The organism is Pseudomonas brassicacearum, from assembly GCF_000585995.1.
GTDB classification, from domain to species: Bacteria; Pseudomonadota; Gammaproteobacteria; order Pseudomonadales; family Pseudomonadaceae; genus Aquipseudomonas; species Aquipseudomonas brassicacearum_A.
The window spans coordinates 1611329-1632922 of record NZ_CP007410.1; the positions used below are offsets into that span (position 1 = coordinate 1611329).

The following is a 21594-nucleotide window of genomic DNA, read 5'->3' on the forward strand; positions in this document are numbered from 1 at the left end:
AGCCCGCTTGCCCCTATCCGTGAAGCGGGAGGGCCAAACCACGTCCGGTTCACGAGGCGATGACCCAGGAAACATCGCCCACGATCGAACGAAGGTGTCTGAAACGGGTCGCAAAAGTGGGAGAACCACTACTTCGACCGACGAGATTCCCGGTGGAAAACCAAAATCGGTCGTAAAACCGAGTCGGATTTTTTTACTGGAACGTCTCACGTGGTTCTGATTCATGGGCGGGAAAACCTGCCGCAACTTTTTTCAGAGGAGGGCGTGATCATGAGCCGGATGGCCATCTTTTTACGCACCAGCAGTCTCGTCGTGCTGATGGGCCTGGGTGCCAATAGTGCCTGGGCCCAATCGCCTGCCGAATTCATCAACGATGCGTCGGCCAAAGGCATGGCCGACATCGAGGCCAGCCGCATGGCCCACGGGAAAGCCGAATCCAGGGAGGTCAAGGATTACACCATCATGGTGATCAACGACCGCACCACCGCCAATCAACATCTGGCGAAGATCGCGAAAAAGCTCGACTTGCCTGTCGCGCCTCGAGAGGAGGTAGCAGACAAGGCCAAGACGCTGATGCCGCAGGTACAGGAGGGCGAGTCCTTCGAAGCTGCTTATGCAGCCAGTCAGGTCAAGGCCACCGAGGAAGCCATCGCGCAAATCGAGCAGCAAGCCCAGACCACCGAAGTACCGGAAATCAAGGCGTTTGCCGATGAGACCCTGCCTAAATTGCAGACCCATCTTGAAATGGCCAGGGCGCTGCAAGCCAGTCGCTGATTCGCACCCCTTCTTACATCAAGACCAGGGCGTTCGCGTCCTGGCTCATCTTGCCCGCCGAAAAGGAGAAGTTCGATGTCCACACGCCGAGAACCCAACCAATACGCGATGCAGAACCCACTGACCCAATATCCGCGCCCACCCTTTCCTGACCAGCCGCAGTCGCCACCGGGCATTGACCAGGACATGGTGCCCAAGCCCGATCATGGTGAAAAAAGTTACCAGGGCTTCGGGCGTCTGGAAGGGCGCAAGGCACTGGTCACCGGTGGTGACTCAGGTATCGGTCGTGCCGCCGCCATCGCCTATGCCCGCGAGGGTGCGGATGTCGCGATCAACTATTTGCCCAGCGAAGAGCGTGATGCGCGGCAAGTCATAGAATTGATCGAAGCCGAAGGCCGCAAGGCGATCGCGATTCCTGGTGACCTCAAGGACGAAACCTTTTGTGTGCAATTGGTGAAGAGTGCCCACGAGCAATTGGGCGGCCTGGATATTGTGGTGAACGTCGCCGGTAAGCAGGAGGCGCAAAAAGACATTGCCGACATCACCACCGCGCAATTCGACGACACCATGAAAACCAACATCTATGCGATGTTCTGGATCTGCAAGGCGGCGGTGCCACTGATGCCGGCGGGAGCGACGATTATCAATACCGCCTCGATCCAATCCTACGATCCGTCCGCGACGCTGTTGGATTACGCCACCACCAAAGCGGCCATTGTGGCGTTTACCAAGGCGCTGGCCGGGCAGGTCATCAGCAAGGGCATCCGGGTCAATGCCGTGGCACCGGGGCCGATCTGGACCGTGCTGCAACCCAGCGGCGGCCAACCGCAGGAGAAAATTCCTACCTTTGGTGCCCAGGTGCCGATGAAACGTCCAGGCCAACCGGCCGAATGTGCGCCGCTCTATGTATTGCTGGCATCCCAGGAGTCGAGTTACATCACCGGGGAAGTGTTTGGCGTGACAGGTGGCAACCCACTGCCTTGATGCTTGGCCGAAGCGCGCGAGTGGCACGTCACCACTCGCGCATCTCTCAGCACTGGTTCAGGTCGATCTTGCTTTTCGCTTCCAGGCCTTCAAGGCTTTTGACCTCGTCGTTGCCCATGGCTTGGTAGTGCTTTCTCAACGCCTCCAGTTGCTTGAGGTCCAGGGATTCGAGCCCGAGCATCGCGTTTTGTGCCTCCTTGGTCGCTCGCAACAACTCATCGATCTTCAGGTGCAAGATGTCTGTATCGCGGTTCTGCGTGTTCTGGATCAGGAACACCATGAGGAAGGTGATGATGGTGGTCGAGGTGTTAATGATCAATTGCCAGGTGTCGTTGAAACCGAAGAAAGGTCCGCTGGCTGCCCACAGTGCCAACAACACGATGGCCCCCAGGAATGTCTTGGGGCTCCCCGCCCAGAGGGCTAGTTTTTGAGCGATTTTTGCGAACGTCATTGCCGTGTTTCCTTATGGGATGCACCTGTCTGGTGTGACAGCAACGAGGCGGTGAAAATTCTACTTACATTTCAGTCGCCAACATCCGTCGACGTTCATCGTCCGGCACGATGACAGTCGCAACCATTACCGCTCTCGCAGGTCACTGCTCAAAGCCCTCGGCATCGGAGTACATCATGAATCTCGCCCGCACTTTTTGCCTTGCCTGCTGCTTGTTCGCCCTGCAAGGCTGTTTCGACAACTCGGATAACGAGACCAAGGACAACACCGACGGCACCAAGTCTTCGGTGCAGATGCAGGAGTCCGGGGCGGAGAAAAAATAGACGGCCCGCAGCCACCGGAGCGGTGACTGCAAAACCCCAGTGGGAGCGAGCTTGCTCGCGATGGCGTCAGATCAGCAGCATCCAGATTGGCTGACAGGGCGCTATCGCGAGCAAGCTCGCTCCCACAAACGTTCACCGCCCTTAGGGCGTCATCAGCACGCTACGCTTCCCTGGGTACCGGGCCTCTTGTGTAAAGAGATATTGTCGTGCTATCACTCACGCAAGGACGCTCAGTGCCCAGTTAACTTCCCGATAGGGAGAAGGGCCTTGGATGGAGCTCAGCATGGACCGGCTGCGCCAGCACGCAATTGATCGTAAGAAAATCAAACATATCCCGTTTTTTCAAATCGGGCGGTTATGTCGTGCCTGAAATCTAATAAATGACACCTTAATTGCCCATTTTTTCTAGGCGAAATATCCGCTCAAGCTTCACTGGCCACAGCCGAAAAACACCGCAGAGATTCTTGCTTCAGTTTTGTAAACAAGCACTGATTTTACGAGACCTCCTCTACCATCCTTAAACAGGGAAGAAAAATGGCCGTTATCAATGGAACAGCTGGCGCAGATGCACTAATTGGCACCGCCGGGGATGATGAGATCAACGCTCTGGGCGGGAACGATGTAATTAAGGGCACTGCTGGCGCAGACAAAATTGACGGCGGTGCTGGTATAGATACTGTTGATTATTCGGCATCGACTGAAGGTATCAGTATAGATTTGCGCCAGGGAACTGGACTTGTTGGACGGGGTGGCGACGCAGAGGGGGATACGCTCATTGGTATCGAAACCGTCATAGGCTCTGCCTTCAACGACGTGCTCTCCTCTGGCCCGTACACCGTAATCCCAACGGTACGGCTGGAAGGGGGGGCTGGCGACGACATCTACAACATCAATCTGGGGCTGACCCCCTACATCATCGAACAGGCCGGTGGCGGCAACGATGAAGTCCGCGTGTCGGTGATCAATGCCAACGGCACGGTCCTGGCGGCAAACGTCGAGCGCCTGACCTACGTCGGCACTGGCGCATTCACCGGTTATGGCAACGACAGCGACAACATCATTACTGGTGGTTCGGGTAACGACACACTGTACGGTGGCGCGGGAGCGGATCAGTTCATCGGCGGTGCCGGCTATGACATAGCGGGTTATACCGACAGCAAAGAAGCTGTGACCATCAACCTCAAGACGGGTGTGCATACCGGGATCGCGGCAGGTGATACCTACACCGGTATCGAGGCGATCAGAGGATCGAATTTCAACGACACGTTCGTTGGCGATGGTAGCGGTATGGATTTCGACGGCGGTGCCGGGATCGACACGGTTGACTACTCGGGCTCGACTGCGGGGGTAAACGTCGATATCCGTACCGGGACGGGAACGGCAGGAACGGGCGGAGATGCCGAAGGCACCATTTTAGCGAATATCGAAACCGTCATAGGCTCTGCCTTCAACGACGTGCTCTCCGCTGGCCCGTACACCGTAGCCCCAACGGTACGGCTGGAAGGGGGGGCTGGCGACGATGTCTACAACATCAATCTGGGGCTGACCCCCTATATCATCGAACAGGCCGGTGGCGGCAACGATGAAGTCCGCGTGTCGGTGATCAATGCCAATGGCACGGTCCTGGCGGCAAACGTCGAGCGCCTGACCTACGTCGGCACTGGCGCATTCACCGGTTATGGCAACGACAGCGATAACATCATCACCGGCGGTTCGGGTAACGACATACTGCACGGCGGCGCGGGAGCTGATCAGTTAATCGGCGGAGTTGGCTACGACGTAGCGGGGTATCTTGACAGCAAAGAAGCTGTGACCATCAACCTCAAGACGGGTGTGCATACCGGGATCGCGGCAGGTGATACCTACACCGGTATCGAGGCGATCAGAGGATCGAATTTCAACGACACGTTCGTTGGCGATGGTAGCGGTATGGATTTCGACGGCGGTGCCGGGATCGACACGGTTGACTACTCGGGCTCGACTGCGGGGGTAAACGTCGATATCCGTACCGGGACGGGAACGGCAGGAACGGGCGGAGATGCCGAAGGCACCATTTTAGCGAATATCGAAACCGTCATAGGCTCTGCCTTCAACGACGTGCTCTCCGCTGGCCCGTACACCGTAGCCCCAACGGTACGGCTGGAAGGGGGGGCTGGCGACGATGTCTACAACATCAATCTGGGGCTGACCCCCTATATCATCGAACAGGCCGGTGGCGGCAACGATGAAGTCCGCGTGTCGGTGATCAATGCCAATGGCACGGTCCTGGCGGCAAACGTCGAGCGCCTGACCTACGTCGGCACTGGCGCATTCACCGGTTATGGCAACGACAGCGATAACATCATCACCGGCGGTTCGGGTAACGACATACTGCACGGCGGCGCGGGAGCTGATCAGTTAATCGGCGGAGTTGGCTACGACGTAGCGGGGTATCTTGACAGCAAAGAAGCTGTGACCATCAACCTCAAGACGGGTGTGCATACCGGGATCGCGGCAGGTGATACCTACACCGGTATCGAGGCGATCAGAGGATCGAATTTCAACGACACGTTCGTTGGCGATGGTAGCGGTATGGATTTCGACGGCGGTGCCGGGATCGACACGGTTGACTACTCGGGCTCGACTGCGGGGGTAAACGTCGATATCCGTACCGGGACGGGAACGGCAGGAACGGGCGGAGATGCCGAAGGCACCATTTTAGCGAATATCGAAACCGTCATAGGCTCTGCCTTCAACGACGTGCTCTCCGCTGGCCCGTACACCGTAGCCCCAACGGTACGGCTGGAAGGGGGGGCTGGCGACGATGTCTACAACATCAATCTGGGGCTGACCCCCTATATCATCGAACAGGCCGGTGGCGGCAACGATGAAGTCCGCGTGTCGGTGATCAATGCCAACGGCACGGTCCTGGCGGCAAACGTCGAGCGCCTGACCTACATTGGCACTGGCGCATTCACCGGTTACGGCAACGACAGCGACAACATCATCACCGGCGGTTCGGGTAGCGACACACTGTACGGTGGCGCGGGAGCGGACCAGTTAATCGGCGGTTCGGGTAACGACACATTGTACGGCGGCGCGGGTGCGGATCAGTTGATCGGCGGTGTTGGCTATGACATAGCGAGCTATCTCGACAGCAAAGAAGCCATGACCATCAACCTTAAGACAGGTGTGTATTCCGGGACCGCGGCAGGTGATACCTATACTGGTATCGAGGTGATCAGGGGATCGAATTTTAACGACGTTTTCTATGGCGGTAGTTCGTCCATGATGGAGGATGGCGCGGGTGGCGTGGATCTAGTCACTTATGAACAGTCTGACAGCGGGGTGACGATCGACCTGACCAACGGCACCGACATAGGGGGGGCTGCTGGCCACACCTACGCCAACATTGAGTTTTTTCAAGGCAGCAATTTTAACGACACACTATCAGGCTCTGGTTTGAAGGAGATCTTCATTGGTGGAGCCGGGGCAGATGTAATCGATGGTCGCGCAGGTTTCGACAGTGCTTTTTACATTACAAGCACAACAGGAGTCTCGATCAACTTGCAGACTCAAATCAATCAAGGTGGCGATGCCGAAGGTGATGTATTGCTCAACATCGAACACGTGTTGGGTAGTCACTTCAACGATGTCTTGGTTGGAGACACGGGTGTTAACTATCTGGAGGGTGGATTGGGCAACGACGTCATCGACGGCGGGGACGGCGATGATTTCCTCTATGGTGGGCTGACTTCGTGGATAGAGCCTTTCAAAGTCGATAGCTCGGCGAATGGGCCGCAGGCAGACATCTTGTACGGCGGCGGCGGTAACGACACCATCGTCACGGCTGCCAGTGACGAGGGTACTCAGGCCTACGGTGAGGCCGGAAGTGACACGATCACTGTGATACATGGCATGGCTGATGGTGGGGATGGCAACGACCTGCTGACCGGTAGAGGCGTGGGCTTTTCATTGTCGGGAGGTCAGGGGGATGACAGACTGATATTGCAGACCGGCGGTTTTGCTAACGGTGGTGAGGGTGACGATATCTACACCATCGATACTCCAAAGTTAGTGACAATTCGGGACGATGGCATCAGCAGCGGCGACAAATTGATTTTGTCCTATATTGGCAGCGATGAACTGTTGGCTGATCGCATCGGTGATGATCTCTATCTGCATCGATCAAGCTTCGCTCCAGGACAGACACCGCAAGAAGGTGTGCGCCTCCAGGATTGGTTTGCAGGTTACGACACCATCGAACAGATCCAGACAGCTGATATGCAGCTCGTCAGTCTGTCGGGCATCAAGGGGTTTGCCGATGATCTGTTTTCCTAAACAGCTGAGTCGGCGTTTCTTGCCGCTTCATACTGGTCACGGTAGGGAAATGCACTCAATGGCAATCACGCTTTCCTAATCAGTCTTGAATGTGTCGCTTTTGCCCGGTATTGCTTGAGCCGGGCAAAAGTTTTCAACCCTGCACCCTGTGGAGAGAAACGTCGCCCGAATTGACTACAGCGGTGAAGACACACGTTTGAAGACAGGCTGCGGCAGGAAGCCAGATGTATCCGTCCAGCCAACACACCTTCCTGACTCCAACACCAAAGACGATGGTCTAATCGCGGGGTAAGACGTAAGCGAGCAAGCTCGCTCCCACAAACGTTCACCGCCCTTGCTGCAATACCTTCAGAGCGGCAGAAGCGAGGAACCCAGACCGGCTTTTCTCTTCAGGATGGTGCAACACATATTCATCAATGCGATTGAGCAGATAGCCTGGCAGCGTGATGTTGAGCTTCTGCGCCTTACCCAGGTATTTGGTTACATCAATGTCCACCAGCGCCCAAGTACAACCGGCGTATTTTGGATTGGCCGCGTGCAAGGTAACGGTGTTGGCCGGCGGAATCGCCGAGCCGTCCTCAGCCAGAATTTCGAAGTGCCCCTCAATGGCCTCTCGCGCCATCGCCATGGCGTCGTCCAGATCGTCGCCTGCGGAGAAGCAACCGGGAATATCCGGCACTTCAACACCCCAGGCGTGCTTGTCATCGCCCATGGAAATCGCAATCGGGTAAAGCATATTCATCGTCCTCCGGGAACGCAGGGCAACGGGCCGGCTGGAGCAGCGCCTGTTGCAAGATACTGATGGCCGTTTTCTTGAGCAGGTCCTTCTTCGGATGAGGAACCGTGACCAATCCCGGTTTGGTCGGGTGCTTGAAGTGATGATGACTGCCCCGAACCCGCACCAGATACCAACCGTCCGCAATGATCTGGCTTATCAAAAATCGGCTATTCACAACACCTCCGTGTGGCGTGCTTGGTGGGTACTATACCTACTGAAATTTAATGATCAACACCATAACCACCAAGAGTGAGGCTTGCGGGTGTGTGATTTGATTGCATCGAAGTGTAGAAGCCGCCCCCGGCAAGGATTGCTGGGAGGCAAACGGGGTTATTGCGGGATGTAAAAGATGGCAAAAATACGCCCGTGGCGAGGGAGCTTGCTCCCGCTGGGCTGCGTAGCAGCCCCCGGTTTCAGCCCAGTTCGCTTCGCTCCAGGTGTCCGTCCGACCAGCTTATCCACAGGCATTAGGCCTGCTGCACAAACGTCAGCCGCACCGCAAACCCAATCAAAAGACTGCCAAACAACCACTGTTGCACGCGCTGGGCCGAAGGGGAGCGCTGAAGCCAGCGCCCAAGCGCGACACCTACCAGCGCGTAGGCGCTATCAAACAACAAACCAACGCTGACCAACACCACGCCCAGAGTCGCAAACTGCCCCAACACCGGTCCGCCCTTTGGATCAATAAACTGGGGCAGTAACACCGAGCAAAACAACAATGCCTTGGGATTAAGCAAATTGGTCAGCAGACCGCGCCGAATTGCCTGGTACCAACGCCGCTTTCCGGCCTCGATACCGGCTCCTTCAAAACTCGGCAACAACGTGGTCCTTAGGCATTGAAAACCGATCCATAACAAATAGGCAGCCCCGGCCAGGCGTACCGCATCAAACGTCCAGGGCGCAGTCTTGAACAATGCCGAAAGCCCCAATGCGGCCAGTGCGACATGACATCCCCGGGCAACGCCCAAGCCCACCGCCGTCGCCAGCGCCGCGCCCTTGCCCTGGCGGGCACCGGTTTGCAGCAACAGAATCATGTCCGGCCCAGGCAGCAAATACGCCACCATCAAGGCCATCAGGAACAACCAGAGCTCTGCCATGCCACACCTCCCTTCATCGACGATTCGGTCGTGCCAGTCTAGGGCCGAGGGGCAGGGCAGGTGGTTGCGAAGTCAGCTTCTAAGGCTTATGAAATTGGCATAATCTGCTAGGTATTAGTCTCATTGAATCGGAAAATGCCAATCCATGAAACTCGACGCCTTCGACCGCAAAATCCTCGCCGCGCTGCAACGCGACGGTCGCCTGAGCAACGTGCAACTGGCCGAAGAAATCGGCCTGTCCGCCTCCCCGTGCCTGCGCCGCGTGCGGATGCTCGAAGAAGCCGGAGTGATTCGCGGCTATCAAGCCGTCCTCGACCGCGACGAAGTAGGCCTCGGGCTGACGATTTTTGTCGGCGTGAAAGTCGAGCGGCACAACGACGAACGAGCCGAAGCATTTCGCCAGGCGGTCACGGCATTGCCGGAAGTGATTTCGGCGTTCCTGGTGTCAGGCGAGTCGGATTTTCTGTTGCAAGTCGTGGTGCCGGACTTACGCGCCTATGACCGCTTCGTCACCGGGCATTTGTTGAAGCTGCCGGGCATAAGTGACATCCGCAGCAACTTCGCGATTAATACGGTGAAGACGCCGGGGGCGTTGCCGTTGGGGCATTTGCCTGGGGGCTGAGCCATGTATGACACCAGGCAAGATACAAAAAGCCCCGCTGCGAAAAACGCCGGGGCTTTTTGTTTTGTCGTTAGATGGGAATCTTGCGGTTCCCATTCTCAACGTACTGTCTATCTATTGTTTCTCGGCTTTTTTTCTAACTTCAATTTCCGGTCTAGGCGTGATGACTTTTACAACGTCATCAATCACCGCCTTGCTCATCTCCAATAAAAAATGCGCAGCCCAGGCGTAGCGGTCGGTGCTCTTCTCAAACGCCGCGTCTTCGGCAAGCCGGTGAGCGAGATGCAAAAGATCCGATGCCCGTTCCAATGCCTCTTGGATAGGGACGCCGCCGTTGACACGGAACAGTGCTCGATCAGCGGAATAGTTGAAGGGGGTGTAGCCGATGGTTTTGAGCGTCGTATCTTCGTTCATGGCCTGCCTCCGTTGATGACGAGGCAGTGAGGCCGAGAGTTGAACAAATGATTGAAAAGCGAGTTGCTGTGCATTGTCTAGCTCCTTGACGTCTGGAGCTGCCACTTTCGTTCCAAGCGAATGGGTGGCAGCTGTGCGCAGGTTGGAAACCGGGAGTCAAGGAAACCGGCACGCCCAAAGGCGTCCCACGCACAGCCGCCAAAAACACAAGTTTACAGGCGTAAAACTACCTCTGCACTTGTGAAGGCGTGCGGTTTCGTGACTCACGGGTTTCCAAGCCCGATCGCTGATTTGCAGCGACATCTGGAGAGTAGCCATCGAAGGGCAAGGGCAACAAGGCGAAAACTCGCCGAAAAGCAAAGTAAGCGCACCCCCTACGCAGTTTTCGGATTCTGCCTACAAATTTCCCGGGGCGTACGCAACTCTCTGAGTTTGCCTACAAATTCAGGAGGAGCCGCCCGCTATCCACAACTGCGTAGATAGGAAATAGTGCTCCGTACGGACTATTCGATTGGCATTGCGATTGACGTTCGACAGATTTTGCCGGCTGCGCAGAAAGCGACGCTTAGGGCGATGGCTTAAACCCTGGAAGGATGATCAATGCTTCAGAACGATCGCGATAATTTAGAGCTCGATAAACTATTGATCGAAACCCGAAAGTTGTTGGCTGAGACTCGCAAGCTTACGGCCGAAGAAACGAAGCTGAAGCACGAAGCCTTCTGGTACCCATACGCAGTAGGGGCTGGGGTAGTGACCGCCATAGTCGCCTTTACGAGTGTTTGGGTTAAGATCTGAGTGCTGGATCGCAACAATGCGTCAATCTCACACGGCACAGGATTGCTAGAAATGTTTCACCGACTCAGCAGGGCGCCGCGACCTCGGAGGAGAAAAAGACATGTCCACACATCGAAGTCATCAAGCAAGCATTGAGCAATTACATCGAGAGGTAGAGGCTTTAGCAGAAGAAATGAGGCGCCCGGCCCCGACCACATTCCGCGTTACGTGGTTGCCGTTCAGCATCGGTGCAGCGTTCGCTCTGACCGTGTTTGTCGTCGTCGCTTTTGTCGCTAAGCATGTTTGATGCTCTATTGCTGAGATACCTCTTTTCGGCGATGCCGTGGCGGTAGCCGGCTCAAGGCGTTTTCGGCTTGCAAGGGGGGCTTTCTCGATAACGTCGAGGGTGTGGAGATGGGGGCGTGTGGAAATGGGGACGTATTTATTTTGGACGGAGACGGGGAGCCATCTATCTACGCTCGGAGATCACCTCATATTTCCCCAAATATCAGCCATAAAAAAACCGGCCACCAAAAGCCGGTTTTTTCATATCCCCCGTCAAATCACATGACGTGAGACCAGAATTCGATTGGAGCGGGTGAAGGGAATCGAACCCTCGTTATCAGCTTGGGAAGCTGGAGTAATGCCATTATACGACACCCGCTCAGAGCGGCTGACTTTGTACCAGATGTGGCCACGGATTTGAAGTTTTTCTTTACGTACGGCGAGGTCACTCGTCTACGCAAGCCTCAAACCAGAGCGGTCGTTCGCGGGCAAGCCCCATTTGCCAAAAAGCGCAGGGTGGGGCTTGCTCGCGAGGACTCGGTTTCAGATAGCCAGTGCATGGTAGCCCTGCACGTAGTTGTAGCGCGGTCGACTTTCGTGGTGGGCCGGTTTCAGGAAGTCCATTAAAGCGTTGCGGCTGTCCCGGCAGGCGGCTTTGTGTTCCATGTCCAGGAAGTGCCCGGTGGCTTGCAGTGTGCTGAAGCTGCTCTGCTGCACATGCTCGGCAAAAAGCTTGGCGTCGTCGGCCGCGGTGTACTCGTCCCATTCGCCGTTCAGGAACAGCACCGGCACGTTGATTTTTTTCGCCGCGTTGACGTAGCACAACCGGTCGCTGTGGAGCACATCGCTGATATGGAAGTGCATCTGCCCGTATTCGTGCTCCGCCAGGCTGCTGACGTGGCGATGGTTGAAGCGCTTGAACAGCGGCGGCAGGTGTTTGCCAATGGTGCTGTTGACCAGGTGCCCGACACGGTCGCCGTCCAGGCTGCCGAGGTAATCCACGCCGCGCTCCAGGTAGTCGCGCATCGGCGCATTGAGTACCGGTGAGAACGAGCTGATGACTGCTTTTTCGATGCGTCGTGGGCGCTGCGCCAAGGCGGTCAGCGTGGCGGCGCCGCCCCAGGAAAACGACAGCACATGCTCGGCGGCAAAGTGATCGATCAGTTCCAGGAGGATCTGGCCTTCGACCTCTTTTGTCAGCATGGTCTCATGCCGGTTGTGGGCTTTGGACTTGCCCGCGTAGGGCTGGTCGTAGAGCACGACGTTGAATTGCGGGTAGAGGTTTTTGGCGGTCTGTGCAAACGACGCAGTGGTGGCCATTGAGCCGTTGACCAGAATGATGGTCTTTTGTGCGGCGTCTGCGCGATAGAACTCCGTGTAAACCCGATACTGACCCTGTATATCCAGCACAGCGATTTCTGGCCTCATGTCATAAGACTCCTGGCAAGCGGGTATGCGCGCAATGAGATTGCACGAGCAATGTGACAGGTAGGCATACGCCTGAAAGATAAGGCCCATGTCGATCCAAGGAAGACGGTCGACGGGTGTTGTTATAGGCGGGCAGTTTGCCGAATGGATAAGGCGGAACCTGAGGGTTCTGGCCGGCAAAAAGTTTCTTGGAAGTATGTTGTGACTCATCGGTCACATTTCGGCCGACGGTTTGATTCAAGCAGGGGGGCGAGCGTTGTGCAAGTGCCTATTTGAAAATTGTTCGACACTTCTGCCCGACGGTCATCGACTCAGATCAGATCGATCTCTTCAGGCGTCAAGGCACGGTATTGACCGGGCTCGAGGTTGGCGTCCAGCAGCAGTGGCCCCATGCGTTCACGGTGCAGGCGCAGCACCTTGTTATCGAAGTGGCCGAACATGCGCTTGACCTGGTGATAGCGCCCTTCAACGATGCTCAGTCGCGCCGATTTTGACCCCAGCAACGTCAGCTCCGCGGGCTGGGTGGTGAGGTCTTCGAAGGCGAAGTACAGGCCGCGAGCGAAGAGGACGGCATATTCGGCGGTGATGGTTTGCTCGGTTTCGACGTAATAGACCTTGGGCAATTTGGTCTGCGGTTGGGTCAGGCGCCGCGACCAGCTGCCATCGTTGGTGATCAGCATCAGCCCGGTGGTGTTGAAATCCAGGCGCCCGGCAATGTGCAGGTCATCCTTGTCCGGCTCGTGCAGCCAGTCGAGCACAGTGGGGTGCTGCGGATCGCGAGTGGCACTGACGCAGCCGGGTGGTTTGTGCAGCATGAAGTAGCGCGCCGGTCGGCCCGCTTGCAGCACGTCGTCGTCGACCTCGACACGGCTGAACTCACGCACTTGCGCGTGGGGATCGCTGACGATCTGGCCATCGATCCGCACTCGACGTTCCACCAGCAACAGTCGAACCTGTTGGCGATTGAAGCGCGGCAGATTACTGAGGAAGCGGTCAACACGCATGGGCAGTTCGGGCAGCAGAGCGGAGGGCGCGCATCTTACGCGATTGGCAAGGGCTTGGCGCGCAACGCGTCTTGGACCTGGGCGCAACGCGGGCATAGGCAAGATTGATCGCGCAGTTCGGCCGGCAAGGCCTCCAACACGGCCGGATCGATACTCACGCCGTAGCACCAGCAGGCCTGGTCGACGGTTTTCGGATTGGCCAGGGTGCAGTCGTTGACGCCGCCGCAGGCAGGGCAAAGTTCAGGTTTATTCATAGCTGGAGTGAGGAAATTCCACGCAGGTTCGGTTGCACCCGGTCTGCCGAGCGCGTTGCAGCGCATGATCGGTCCGCAACAGCAGACTGTGCAAGACGTCTTCGTCCTGCAAGGTGGTGAGGCCGATGCTGACGGTCACCAACAGTTGTTTTCCACTGCAGAAGTAGCGTTGTGTTTCGATGCGTTGGCGAATTTTCTCGGCGATGTTCAGGCCGGTCTTTCCATCGGTGTCCTTGAGCAGCACGACAAAGGCCTCGGCACTCCAGCGACACACAATGTCTGATTGGCGCAGGCTTTCAGTCAGATCGCGAGCGAGCCCGGTCAGCAGTTGATCGGTGGCGACGTGACCGTGACTGGCGTCCAACCGCTTGAAATCATCGAGCTCCAGCAACAACGCGGTCATCGGTTTGGGTTCGCGCTGGGCTTCATGCAGGGCTTGCACCGCCAGCAGGTCGAAACCGCGGCGGTTCGGCAGTTCGGTCAGGCTGTCGAGAATGGTTTGGGCGTCAATGCGGCGTTGGTAGTCATTGATCATTCGATGCAACACGGCCAAAACCGCCAGCGTCACCAGCAGACCCAGCAAAAGATTCAGGTACAACACCTTGAGCGTGTTGTCCCGTGCCGAGGTATTGGCTGCGTAATAGCCCAACAATGAAATGATCAGGAAGCTTGTACCAAGCAGCGCCACTACGGCCAGCAGCGGCTTGCGCTGGGAATACAACGGCGAACGAAGCGACATGGCGATTCCCTTGGCTAGGACCCAATGGAGTCAGTTTAGTGGCCTTGTGGGAAAAGACAGTCGAATTTGCAGGTTTGCAAGATTGTGGCGAGGGAGGTTGCTCCCGTTGGGCCGAGAATCGGCCCAACGCGTCTGCTTCGAAGCCGAGCGGGAGCAAGCTCCCTCGCCACAGGTTCAGCTTTATTCCAGGCTACGCAGATAAGCCCGCCATCCCCCCAGATGGCTGATGTCCCGTGCGCCCTCCAGGCCATACGACTCACAGATGAATCCGCTCTCCCAGCGGCCATCGGCCAGTTGCACCTTGCCTAGCCCCAACGGTGCGGGAATGCCAGCCAGGAACGAGCCCAGTTCGCTGCTCGGCAGTTCCCAGACCTCAACCTCGATCGCCACGCCGCCCTCACTGACCCGAAGCATGCCGGGGCGCAGGGGTGGGCCGCCGGCCAAGGCATGGAGGCGGTAATCCGCTGAGCTTTGGGTGGCTTCGATCAGACGGGCGCCGCGCTGCTTGAGCTGCCAGTTCAGCGCCAACCCGTCCAGGTGCGCGCCACACACCACCAGCCGCGCTCGGTCGTGGCGCGCCGGGTGGGTGGGAACGGGCAAGGCCTTGTTCTGTTGACGCTGCAAGGCATCGGCCACGCTCAAGAGGTATTGATCGGTGAACGCTCGACCGAACAGCGTCACGCCCCAGGGCAAACCATTGGTCATGAACGCGCTGGGAACGGCGACGGCGGCGTAGTCCAGCAGGTTCATGAAATTGGTGTAGTAACCCAGTTCTGAGTTGCGCAGCACCGGTTCGGCGGTGAGTTCGGCGAGGGTCACCGGGCGCCCGATGGTCGGTGTGAGGACGCAATCAAGCGCGTCCATGGCCTGGTCGCATTGGGCTTTGAGTGCTTGCAAACGGTAGCGGGCGCGGAAGGTTTGTACGCCATCCACCGTAGGCGCTTTCGCCAATACGGCGCGGATGACGGGTAGGACGGCGTCGGGCTCGCGCTCCATCAATGGGCCGGCAACGCTGTAGCGTTCGGCCACCCAAGGGCCCTCATAAAGCAGTCGGGCGGCTTCCAGGAACGGCGACAGGTCCAGTTCCACGGCTTCGCCGCCCAGACGTTCGAGTCGCTCGATGGCATCCAGAAACAGTTGCGGACCTTCAGGACAGCCAAAAAACTCCAAGTCTTGCTGGCGCGGCACACCGAAGCGAAAGCGCCGAGGCGCGCCGAACGCGGCGCCATCGTTCCACTGCGGGTTGTGGCGGCTGTAGTCGTCACGAGGGTCTCGACGGGCCGTCAGCGCCAACAGCTGGCTGGCTTCCTTTGCTGTCGCCGTAAAGGTCGTGACGCAGTCCAGCGTGCGACAGGCCGGGACTACGCCCGCCGTGGAGAGCAACCCCAGGGTGGCTTTCAATCCCACCAGATTGTTCAGCGCGGCTGGCACCCGACCGGAGCCGGCGGTATCAGTGCCCAAGGCAAAACTTGCCACGCCCAAGGCCACGGCCAGTGACGAGCCGGCGCTCGAACCGCCTGCCGGATAGCCGGGCAGCACGCTGTTGCGGCAGGCGCCGTAGGGCGAGCGAGTGCCATTGAGCCCGGTGGCAAATTGGTCGAGGTTGGTCTTGCCCAGGGGGATCGCGCCCATCGCCAGCAACTGTTCGACGATGGTGGCCGAACGTGGCGGCACATAGGCAAACGCCGGGCAGGCTGCCGTGGTCGGAATGCCGGCCAGGTCGATGTTGTCCTTGATGGCAAAAGGTACGCCGTACAGCGGCAGGCTCTCCAGGTCGCGGCCTTCCAACGCGGCCAGGTAAGGTTCCAGTTCCTCAACCGTCAGCAGGTGGATGAACAGGTGATAGTCCGGGTTCAGCGCCGCGGCTTTTTCCCGCAGGTCCAACAGCAATTTGCGAGGTGTCAGTTCGCCGCTGCGGTAGGCATTGCGCAGGTCGTCCAAGCGAAGAGAGAGGTTCATGGGGTTAATCCTTTGATTGAGTTCATTCACGTTCCAGCACCACGACGCGCTGTCCGGCGCGCACCGCCGAACCGGGCTGGACGCGCACCTCGCGCACCACGCCGGCCGAGGGCGCAAGCACCGGGATTTCCATCTTCATCGACTCCAGAATGACCAACACATCGCCGGCGGCGACCCGAGCACCAACCTCCACCTGAACCTGCCAGAGGTTACCGGCGATGTGGCTGTCGACGCTCAGTTGAGTCTCGGTCAGCAGCGAATCTTCGCTCGGCGCGATAGCCGGTTCTTCGCTGTCGAAGTGCGCCTGGCCACTGGCGATCCAACGCTCGCGCTCGGCGTCGAAGGCGCCTTGTTGCCGCTGCCGGAACGCGGCGATGCTGTCAGCCTCCTGTGCCAGGAAACGCTGGTAGTCAGCGAGGTTGAGTTGGCTATCCTCAATCTCCAGGTCGAAGCGGCCCAGCGGGAAGTCCCGGCGGATGCGCAACAGTTCATCGGCGCTGACCGGGTAAAAGCGGATCTGGTCGAAAAACCGCAGCAGCCAGGGCTTGCCGTCGAATGCGGCGACGTCCCGATATCGATTCCACATCTGCAACGTGCGCCCGACGAACTGATAGCCGCCCGGGCCTTCCATGCCGTACACGCACATATAGGCGCCGCCAATGCCCACCGAGTTTTCCGCGGTCCAGGTCCGGGCCGGGTTGTATTTGGTGGTCACCAGCCGATGCCGTGGGTCCAGTGGCGTGGCGACCGGCGCGCCAAGGTAGACGTCCCCCAGGCCCATCACCAGGTAGCTGGCGTCGAACACCGTGCGCTGCACTTCATCGAGGTTGGGCAGGTCATTGATGCGTCGGATGAACTCCAGGTTGCTCGGGCACCAGGGTGCGTCCTTGCGCACGGTGGTCATGTATTTCTCGATGGCGAGTTGGCAAGCCGGATCGTCCCAGGACAATGGCAGGTGGACGATGCGCGACGGCACTTGCAGATCCTGCGCGGCGCACACCGCGTCCCATTCCCCGGCGACGATGGCCAGCAGATCGGCCAGGGGCAGTTGCTCGGGTTGATAGTGCACTTGCAGCGAGCGAATGCCCGGCGTCAGGTCGATCACACCGTGCAGTTGTTTGTGTTCCAAAGCCTGCATCAAGGCGTGGGCGCGAAAGCGCAGCACCAAGTCGAGTTCGGGGGCGCCGATTTCCAGCAGCAGGTGGGTGTCGCCGGACAATCTCGCCACCAGGCGCGTATCGTCCTGGCCGATATCCAATACCACAGGCGACCCCCATTTCTGTGTGCACCCAAAACCTGTGGCGAGCGAGCTTGCTCGCGCTGGGTCGCGAAGCGGCCCCAACTCTTTATCGGTAGGACCATGGTCTGGCGAGTGCTGCGCACTCGAGCGGGAGCAAGCTCCCTCGCCACAAGGGATGTGTGTCGCCAATGAGCGGGCGGTCGATACATCCACCGGCACAAACCGCACCTTGTCCCCAGCCTTGAGCTGCCCCAATTGCCAAAGGTCCGCCTCGATCACCGTCACCGGGCAGACGAAACCGCCCAGGCTCGGGCCGTCGGGGCCGAGGATGACGGGCATGTCGCCGGTGAAGTCCACGGCGCCGATGGCATAGGGATTGTCATGGATGTTGGAAGGGTGCAGGCCGGCCTCGCCACCGTCGGCGCGTACCCATTCAGGTTTCGGCCCGATCAGTCGTACGCCAGTGCGGCTGGAGTTGAAATGCACTTCCCACGCCGTGTCGAAGAAGGTCTGGATGTAGCGCTCGGTGAAATATTCGGGTGCGCCGTGGGGGCCGTAGATCACGCGGATCTGGCGCACGCTTGGCAATTCGAGGATCGGCGCGCTGGTTGGCGCCGGGGTCGTGTGCTCATCCAGCGGTGCCAGGTGCAATACATCGCCGGTGCACAACGCCCGTCCGCCATGACCGCCAAACTGGCCGAGGGTAAAGGTGCTTTTACTGCCCAGGTAATCCGGCACTTGTACGCCGCCTTGCAAGCACAAGTAACTGCGCGCCCCGGCCCCCGAGATGTTGCCGATCGCCAGGGTGGCGCCGGCACGAATCGACAACGGAGTGTTCATCGGCACGGCTTCACCGTCGAGAGCGAGGGCAATCACCGCGCCAGTCACGGCGACCCGGGCATCGCAGTTGAAGCGCAGCAGCGGCCCGTTCATGGTGATTTCCAACGCCGCGGCCCCTTCTTCATTGCCCAGCAAGCGATTGCCCAGGCGCAACGAGCGGCTGTCCATCGGTCCCGACGGTGGCACCCCCACCGCCCAATAACCGAGGCGGCCGGGATAGTCCTGGACGCTGGTCTGGGTGCCGGGGCTGAGCACTTCAACGGTGTGGGCGCGATAAACCAACGCCTCCAGGCAACGGGTCCAGGGCTGGCCGTTGGCAAACGGTGCATCGAGGAGAATCTGTTGCAGGTAGCCGCGATTGGTTTCGACGCCGTACAGCAGGCTTTCATCCAGCGCTTGATGAAGGCCCAGGCGCGCTTGCTCGCGAGTCGGCGCCCAGCGAATGACTTTTGCGATCATCGGATCGAAGTAGGGCGGGATCTGGCAACCGGCCTCGACCCAGGTGTCGATGCGCAGCTGTTTGCCGTCGGCGTCCGGGAATTTCACGGCGGTCAAAAGCCCAGGGCTTGGCTGGAAATCCCGGCCTGGATCTTCGGCGTACAGACGTGCCTGAATCGCGTGGCCCTCGGCTTTTAAACCCTCGCTCAACTCGTTCAGTGGCGGTAGGTCTCCGGCAGCCAGTTGCACCATCCAGCGCACCAGGTCCACGCCCCACACCTGCTCGGTGACGCCGTGCTCCACTTGCAGGCGGGTGTTCACTTCCAGGAAGTAAAAGCGCCCCGCGTCGCTGTCGAACACGAACTCCACGGTGCCGGCGCTGCGGTAGTTCACGGCCTTGGCCAGTTGGATCGCCGCCGCGCAGAGCGCGTCGGCCATGCCCTCGGGCAGGTTGGGGGCTGGGGTTTCCTCGAGGACTTTCTGGTTGCGCCGCTGCACCGAGCAGTCGCGCACGCCCAAGGCGATCACCTGGCCCTGGCCGTCGCCGAACACCTGTACCTCAAGATGCCGCGCGCGTTCGATGTACTTCTCGATGAACACCCCGGCATCGCTGAAGTTGTTCTGGCCCAGGCGCTTCACCGCTTCGAAGGACTCGCTCAGTTCGGTGGCGCTGCGGCACACGCGCATGCCGATTCCGCCGCCGCCGGCGGTGCTTTTGAGCATCACCGGATAGCCGATCTGTGTGCCGGCCAACAGCGCGGCGTCGAGGCTGTCGAGCAGTTCGGTGCCTTCGAGCAGGGGCACGCCGTGTTGCCGCGCCAGGTCGCGGGCGGTGTGCTTGAGACCGAACACGCGCAGTTGTTGTGGCGTCGGACCAATGAAGGCGATCCCGGCCGCCTCGCAGGCTTCGGCGAAGGCTGCGTTTTCCGAGAGAAAGCCGTAGCCGGGATGAATCGCCGTCGCGCCGCTGCTTTTGGCAATCGCCAGGAGTTTGTCCACCGCCAGATACGTATCGACCGCCGCGCCTTCGCCCAGGCTGTGGGCTTCGTCGGCCTGCAAGATATGCAGGCTGGCGGCGTCGGCTTGGGAATACACCGCGACGCCTTGGACCTTCAGTTCGCGCAGGGTGCGCAGGATGCGACAGGCGATGGCGCCACGGTTGGCGATGAGGATTTTTTCGAACATGGCATTGCCCCCTCAGGCTTGCGTGCTGCCTGAACTGGGATGCGGGCCGTCCCGCAGTTTTCGATGGCCGCCGGGGTCGTCCCTGGCGGCGAAACTTCCAAACATCACTGCGCCCCTTGTGGGAGCGAGCTTGCTCGCGATAACGGTGGTACATCCAACATCAATGTGACTGACAGACCGCTATCGCGAGCAAGCTCGCTCCCACAGGGGATGGGTGGTGTTCATGAATCTGTGTTTATTTGATGCACTGCCCCGACCGGCTCTGGCACAACGCAAACAACCAGCGCCGCAGGCGGGTGAGTTTCAGTTCCATATCAGCAGCTCCGCAGGCGTCGGGTTGTAGGCGTTGCACGGGTTGTTCAGTTGCGGGCAGTTGGAGATCAACACGATCACGTCCATCTCGGCCCGCAGGTCGACGTATTTGCCCGGCGCCGAGATCCCGTCTTCGAAGGTCAGGCCGCCATCGGCGGTGACCGGCACGTTCATGAAGAAGTTGATGTTCGGCCCGATGTCGCCCTTGCCCAGTCGACCGTCGTGGGCGCAGGCCCGCAGGTAGTTGTCACGGCAGCTGTGCATGTAGCGTTTTTCCAGGGCGTAGCGCACGGTGTTGCTTTCCTGGGCGCAGGCGCCGCCGAGGGTGTCGTGGCGTCCACAGGTGTCTTCGACGATGGTCAGCATCGGGTGGCCGAGGTTGGAATACAGCACGCTGCCGGTGCTCAGGTAAACGCTGTTTTGTCGGCGCAGGGTGCGTTGCACGTCGTAGCGTTCCTTGGGGTTGGCCAGGCTGTAGAACAACGTATCGACGGCTTGGTTGCCTTCCAGGTCGAGAATGCGCAGGGTCTGGCCTGCCTTGACCTCCACCAGCCACGGCTCCCCGGCGGGAATGGTGGCGCGGTAGATAGCGGTGTCAGGCTGCTTGTGTACGGTGGCGATGGCGAGTGACATGGCGGCGATCCTCAGGCGAACAGGCGGTCGGTGTTGATGAAGCCGCGCTGGTTTTCCGGGCGCGAAAGGCGGCAGTGCTCGGCGACGCTGGCGTCAGCATTCATCCAACTGAGCTTGAGCGGTTGCGGGGCGTAGTGCGGGTTAGGGTCCATCGGGTGTTGCAGTGCGGTCAGCACCACCAGGGTGTCCATCGGCGCGTACAGCTCGATGTAGTCGCCGGTCAGGGAGTTGCCCTCGACGAAGTGAAAGTTTCCCGCCTCATCGACATCGACCCGGCTGAACAGGTTGAGGGTCATCAGCAGGTCGGACAGGCCCAGTCCCCATTTGCCCAGTTCCACCAACAGGTTGTCGGTGCCGTTGCGAAAGAAGCCGTTGCGCAGTTCCTGGTAGCGGCCCTGACCGTATTTTTGCGCGACTTCCTCGGCGCAGAGCACGCCGCCCAGGCTGTCACTCCAGCCGCAGGTATCGGCGGTGATTGCCGCCAGTACCCGGCCCATGTCCGAGTACAGGCAATGGCCGGCGGTGAGTTTGGCGGTGTGTTGGCATTTGAGGCTGTCGGGCAGGTTCAAGCGTTCGGTTTTCTCGTTGGCATTGAGCAGCGTCAGGCTCACGTTGGCCCCGCCGCGCAGATCGGTCAGGCGCAGCAGTTGGCCGCGCTTGAGTACGAAAGAACGGTGGCCGCCACCGGGCAGCAGTTCTTCGGCGAAGGGCGTAAACAAGCGGGTCGAGTCGGTCATGGA

Annotated in this window: 17 protein-coding genes, 1 tRNA gene and 2 pseudogenes; 6 read left to right on the forward strand and 14 right to left on the reverse strand. The window is 59.1% G+C overall.

From position 1 onward, the window contains the following. Positions 1-270: 270 nt before the first annotated feature. Together CD58_RS07015 and CD58_RS07020 are read left to right on the forward strand one after the other, a co-directional pair. Complete coding sequence (locus CD58_RS07015; RefSeq protein WP_025212331.1) at positions 271-774, forward strand: DUF4142 domain-containing protein; 504 nt, start codon at positions 271-273, stop codon at positions 772-774. Between the two features lie 75 nt (positions 775-849). Then, a complete protein-coding gene (locus CD58_RS07020) occupies positions 850-1758 on the forward strand; it encodes an SDR family oxidoreductase (protein ID WP_025212332.1) in 909 nt (302 codons plus the stop codon). A gap of 46 nt (positions 1759-1804) precedes the next feature. Here the strand turns inward: CD58_RS07020 and CD58_RS07025 are convergent, their stop codons facing one another. Then, positions 1805-2209 (reverse strand): low affinity iron permease family protein, encoded by a 405-nt coding sequence (locus tag CD58_RS07025; protein ID WP_025212333.1) that lies wholly within the window; start codon positions 2207-2209, stop codon positions 1805-1807. Positions 2210-2385: 176 nt separating this feature from the next. On the opposite strand from CD58_RS07025, the gene CD58_RS31200 reads away from it, so the two are divergent. Both CD58_RS31200 and CD58_RS07030 read left to right on the forward strand, forming a co-directional pair. Then, positions 2386-2532 carry a hypothetical protein gene (locus CD58_RS31200; RefSeq protein WP_170866878.1) on the forward strand — a complete coding sequence of 49 codons (147 nt, stop codon included), beginning with the start codon at positions 2386-2388 and terminating at the stop codon, positions 2530-2532. 534 nt (positions 2533-3066) lie between these two features. Further along, complete coding sequence (locus CD58_RS07030) at positions 3067-6852, forward strand: calcium-binding protein (RefSeq protein WP_080712516.1); 3786 nt, start codon at positions 3067-3069, stop codon at positions 6850-6852. A 325-nt stretch (positions 6853-7177) separates the two neighbouring features. Here the strand turns inward: CD58_RS07030 and CD58_RS07035 are convergent, their stop codons facing one another. The 3 genes and pseudogenes from CD58_RS07035 to CD58_RS07040 form a co-directional block, all read right to left on the reverse strand. Beyond that, on the reverse strand, positions 7178-7588 hold the full coding sequence (locus CD58_RS07035) for a type II toxin-antitoxin system HicB family antitoxin (protein ID WP_025212335.1): 411 nt from the start codon (positions 7586-7588) through the stop codon (positions 7178-7180). A 40-nt stretch (positions 7589-7628) separates the two neighbouring features. Beyond that, positions 7629-7805 (reverse strand): annotated as a pseudogene (locus CD58_RS29045) (type II toxin-antitoxin system HicA family toxin); the annotation flags it as partial. Positions 7806-8097: 292 nt separating this feature from the next. After that, positions 8098-8727 (reverse strand): LysE family translocator, encoded by a 630-nt coding sequence (locus CD58_RS07040; RefSeq protein ID WP_025212336.1) that lies wholly within the window; start codon positions 8725-8727, stop codon positions 8098-8100. 145 nt (positions 8728-8872) lie between these two features. On the opposite strand from CD58_RS07040, the gene CD58_RS07045 reads away from it, so the two are divergent. Beyond that, positions 8873-9349, forward strand: a complete 477-nt coding sequence (locus tag CD58_RS07045; protein ID WP_025212337.1) for an Lrp/AsnC family transcriptional regulator — start codon at positions 8873-8875, stop codon at positions 9347-9349. 114 nt (positions 9350-9463) lie between these two features. Here the strand turns inward: CD58_RS07045 and CD58_RS07050 are convergent, their stop codons facing one another. Then, positions 9464-9763 carry a DUF3077 domain-containing protein gene (locus tag CD58_RS07050; protein WP_025212338.1) on the reverse strand — a complete coding sequence of 100 codons (300 nt, stop codon included), beginning with the start codon at positions 9761-9763 and terminating at the stop codon, positions 9464-9466. A 600-nt stretch (positions 9764-10363) separates the two neighbouring features. Between CD58_RS07050 and CD58_RS07055 the strand changes: the two genes are divergently transcribed. Further along, positions 10364-10558 carry a hypothetical protein gene (locus CD58_RS07055; RefSeq protein ID WP_025212339.1) on the forward strand — a complete coding sequence of 65 codons (195 nt, stop codon included), beginning with the start codon at positions 10364-10366 and terminating at the stop codon, positions 10556-10558. Between the two features lie 569 nt (positions 10559-11127). Here CD58_RS07055 and CD58_RS07060 read toward each other — a convergent pair. The 9 genes and pseudogenes from CD58_RS07060 to CD58_RS07100 all read right to left on the reverse strand — a co-directional run bounded on the left by CD58_RS07060 (position 11128) and on the right by CD58_RS07100 (position 21591). Continuing rightward, positions 11128-11201 (reverse strand) — tRNA-Gly (locus CD58_RS07060). A gap of 164 nt (positions 11202-11365) precedes the next feature. After that, positions 11366-12250, reverse strand: coding sequence for an alpha/beta fold hydrolase (locus tag CD58_RS07065; RefSeq protein WP_025212340.1), 885 nt, complete (start codon positions 12248-12250; stop codon positions 11366-11368). A gap of 311 nt (positions 12251-12561) precedes the next feature. Then, positions 12562-13254, reverse strand: a complete 693-nt coding sequence (locus CD58_RS07070; protein WP_025212341.1) for a pseudouridine synthase — start codon at positions 13252-13254, stop codon at positions 12562-12564. A 35-nt stretch (positions 13255-13289) separates the two neighbouring features. Further along, on the reverse strand, positions 13290-13508 hold the full coding sequence (locus CD58_RS07075; RefSeq protein ID WP_025212342.1) for a cysteine-rich CWC family protein: 219 nt from the start codon (positions 13506-13508) through the stop codon (positions 13290-13292). Beyond that, a pseudogene (locus CD58_RS07080) lies at positions 13501-14106 on the reverse strand (GGDEF domain-containing protein); the annotation flags it as partial. The gene CD58_RS07075 and the pseudogene CD58_RS07080, both read right to left, overlap by 8 nt. A gap of 321 nt (positions 14107-14427) precedes the next feature. Further along, complete coding sequence (gene atzF, locus CD58_RS07085) at positions 14428-16206, reverse strand: allophanate hydrolase (protein WP_025212344.1); 1779 nt, start codon at positions 16204-16206, stop codon at positions 14428-14430. Between the two features lie 22 nt (positions 16207-16228). After that, positions 16229-19909, reverse strand: coding sequence for an urea carboxylase (gene uca / locus CD58_RS07090; protein WP_025212345.1), 3681 nt, complete (start codon positions 19907-19909; stop codon positions 16229-16231). 303 nt (positions 19910-20212) lie between these two features. Continuing rightward, positions 20213-20854 carry an urea amidolyase associated protein UAAP2 gene (locus CD58_RS07095; protein WP_025212346.1) on the reverse strand — a complete coding sequence of 214 codons (642 nt, stop codon included), beginning with the start codon at positions 20852-20854 and terminating at the stop codon, positions 20213-20215. Between the two features lie 11 nt (positions 20855-20865). Beyond that, a complete protein-coding gene (locus tag CD58_RS07100; RefSeq protein WP_025212347.1) occupies positions 20866-21591 on the reverse strand; it encodes an urea amidolyase associated protein UAAP1 in 726 nt (241 codons plus the stop codon). Between the last annotated feature and the right edge of the window lie 3 nt (positions 21592-21594).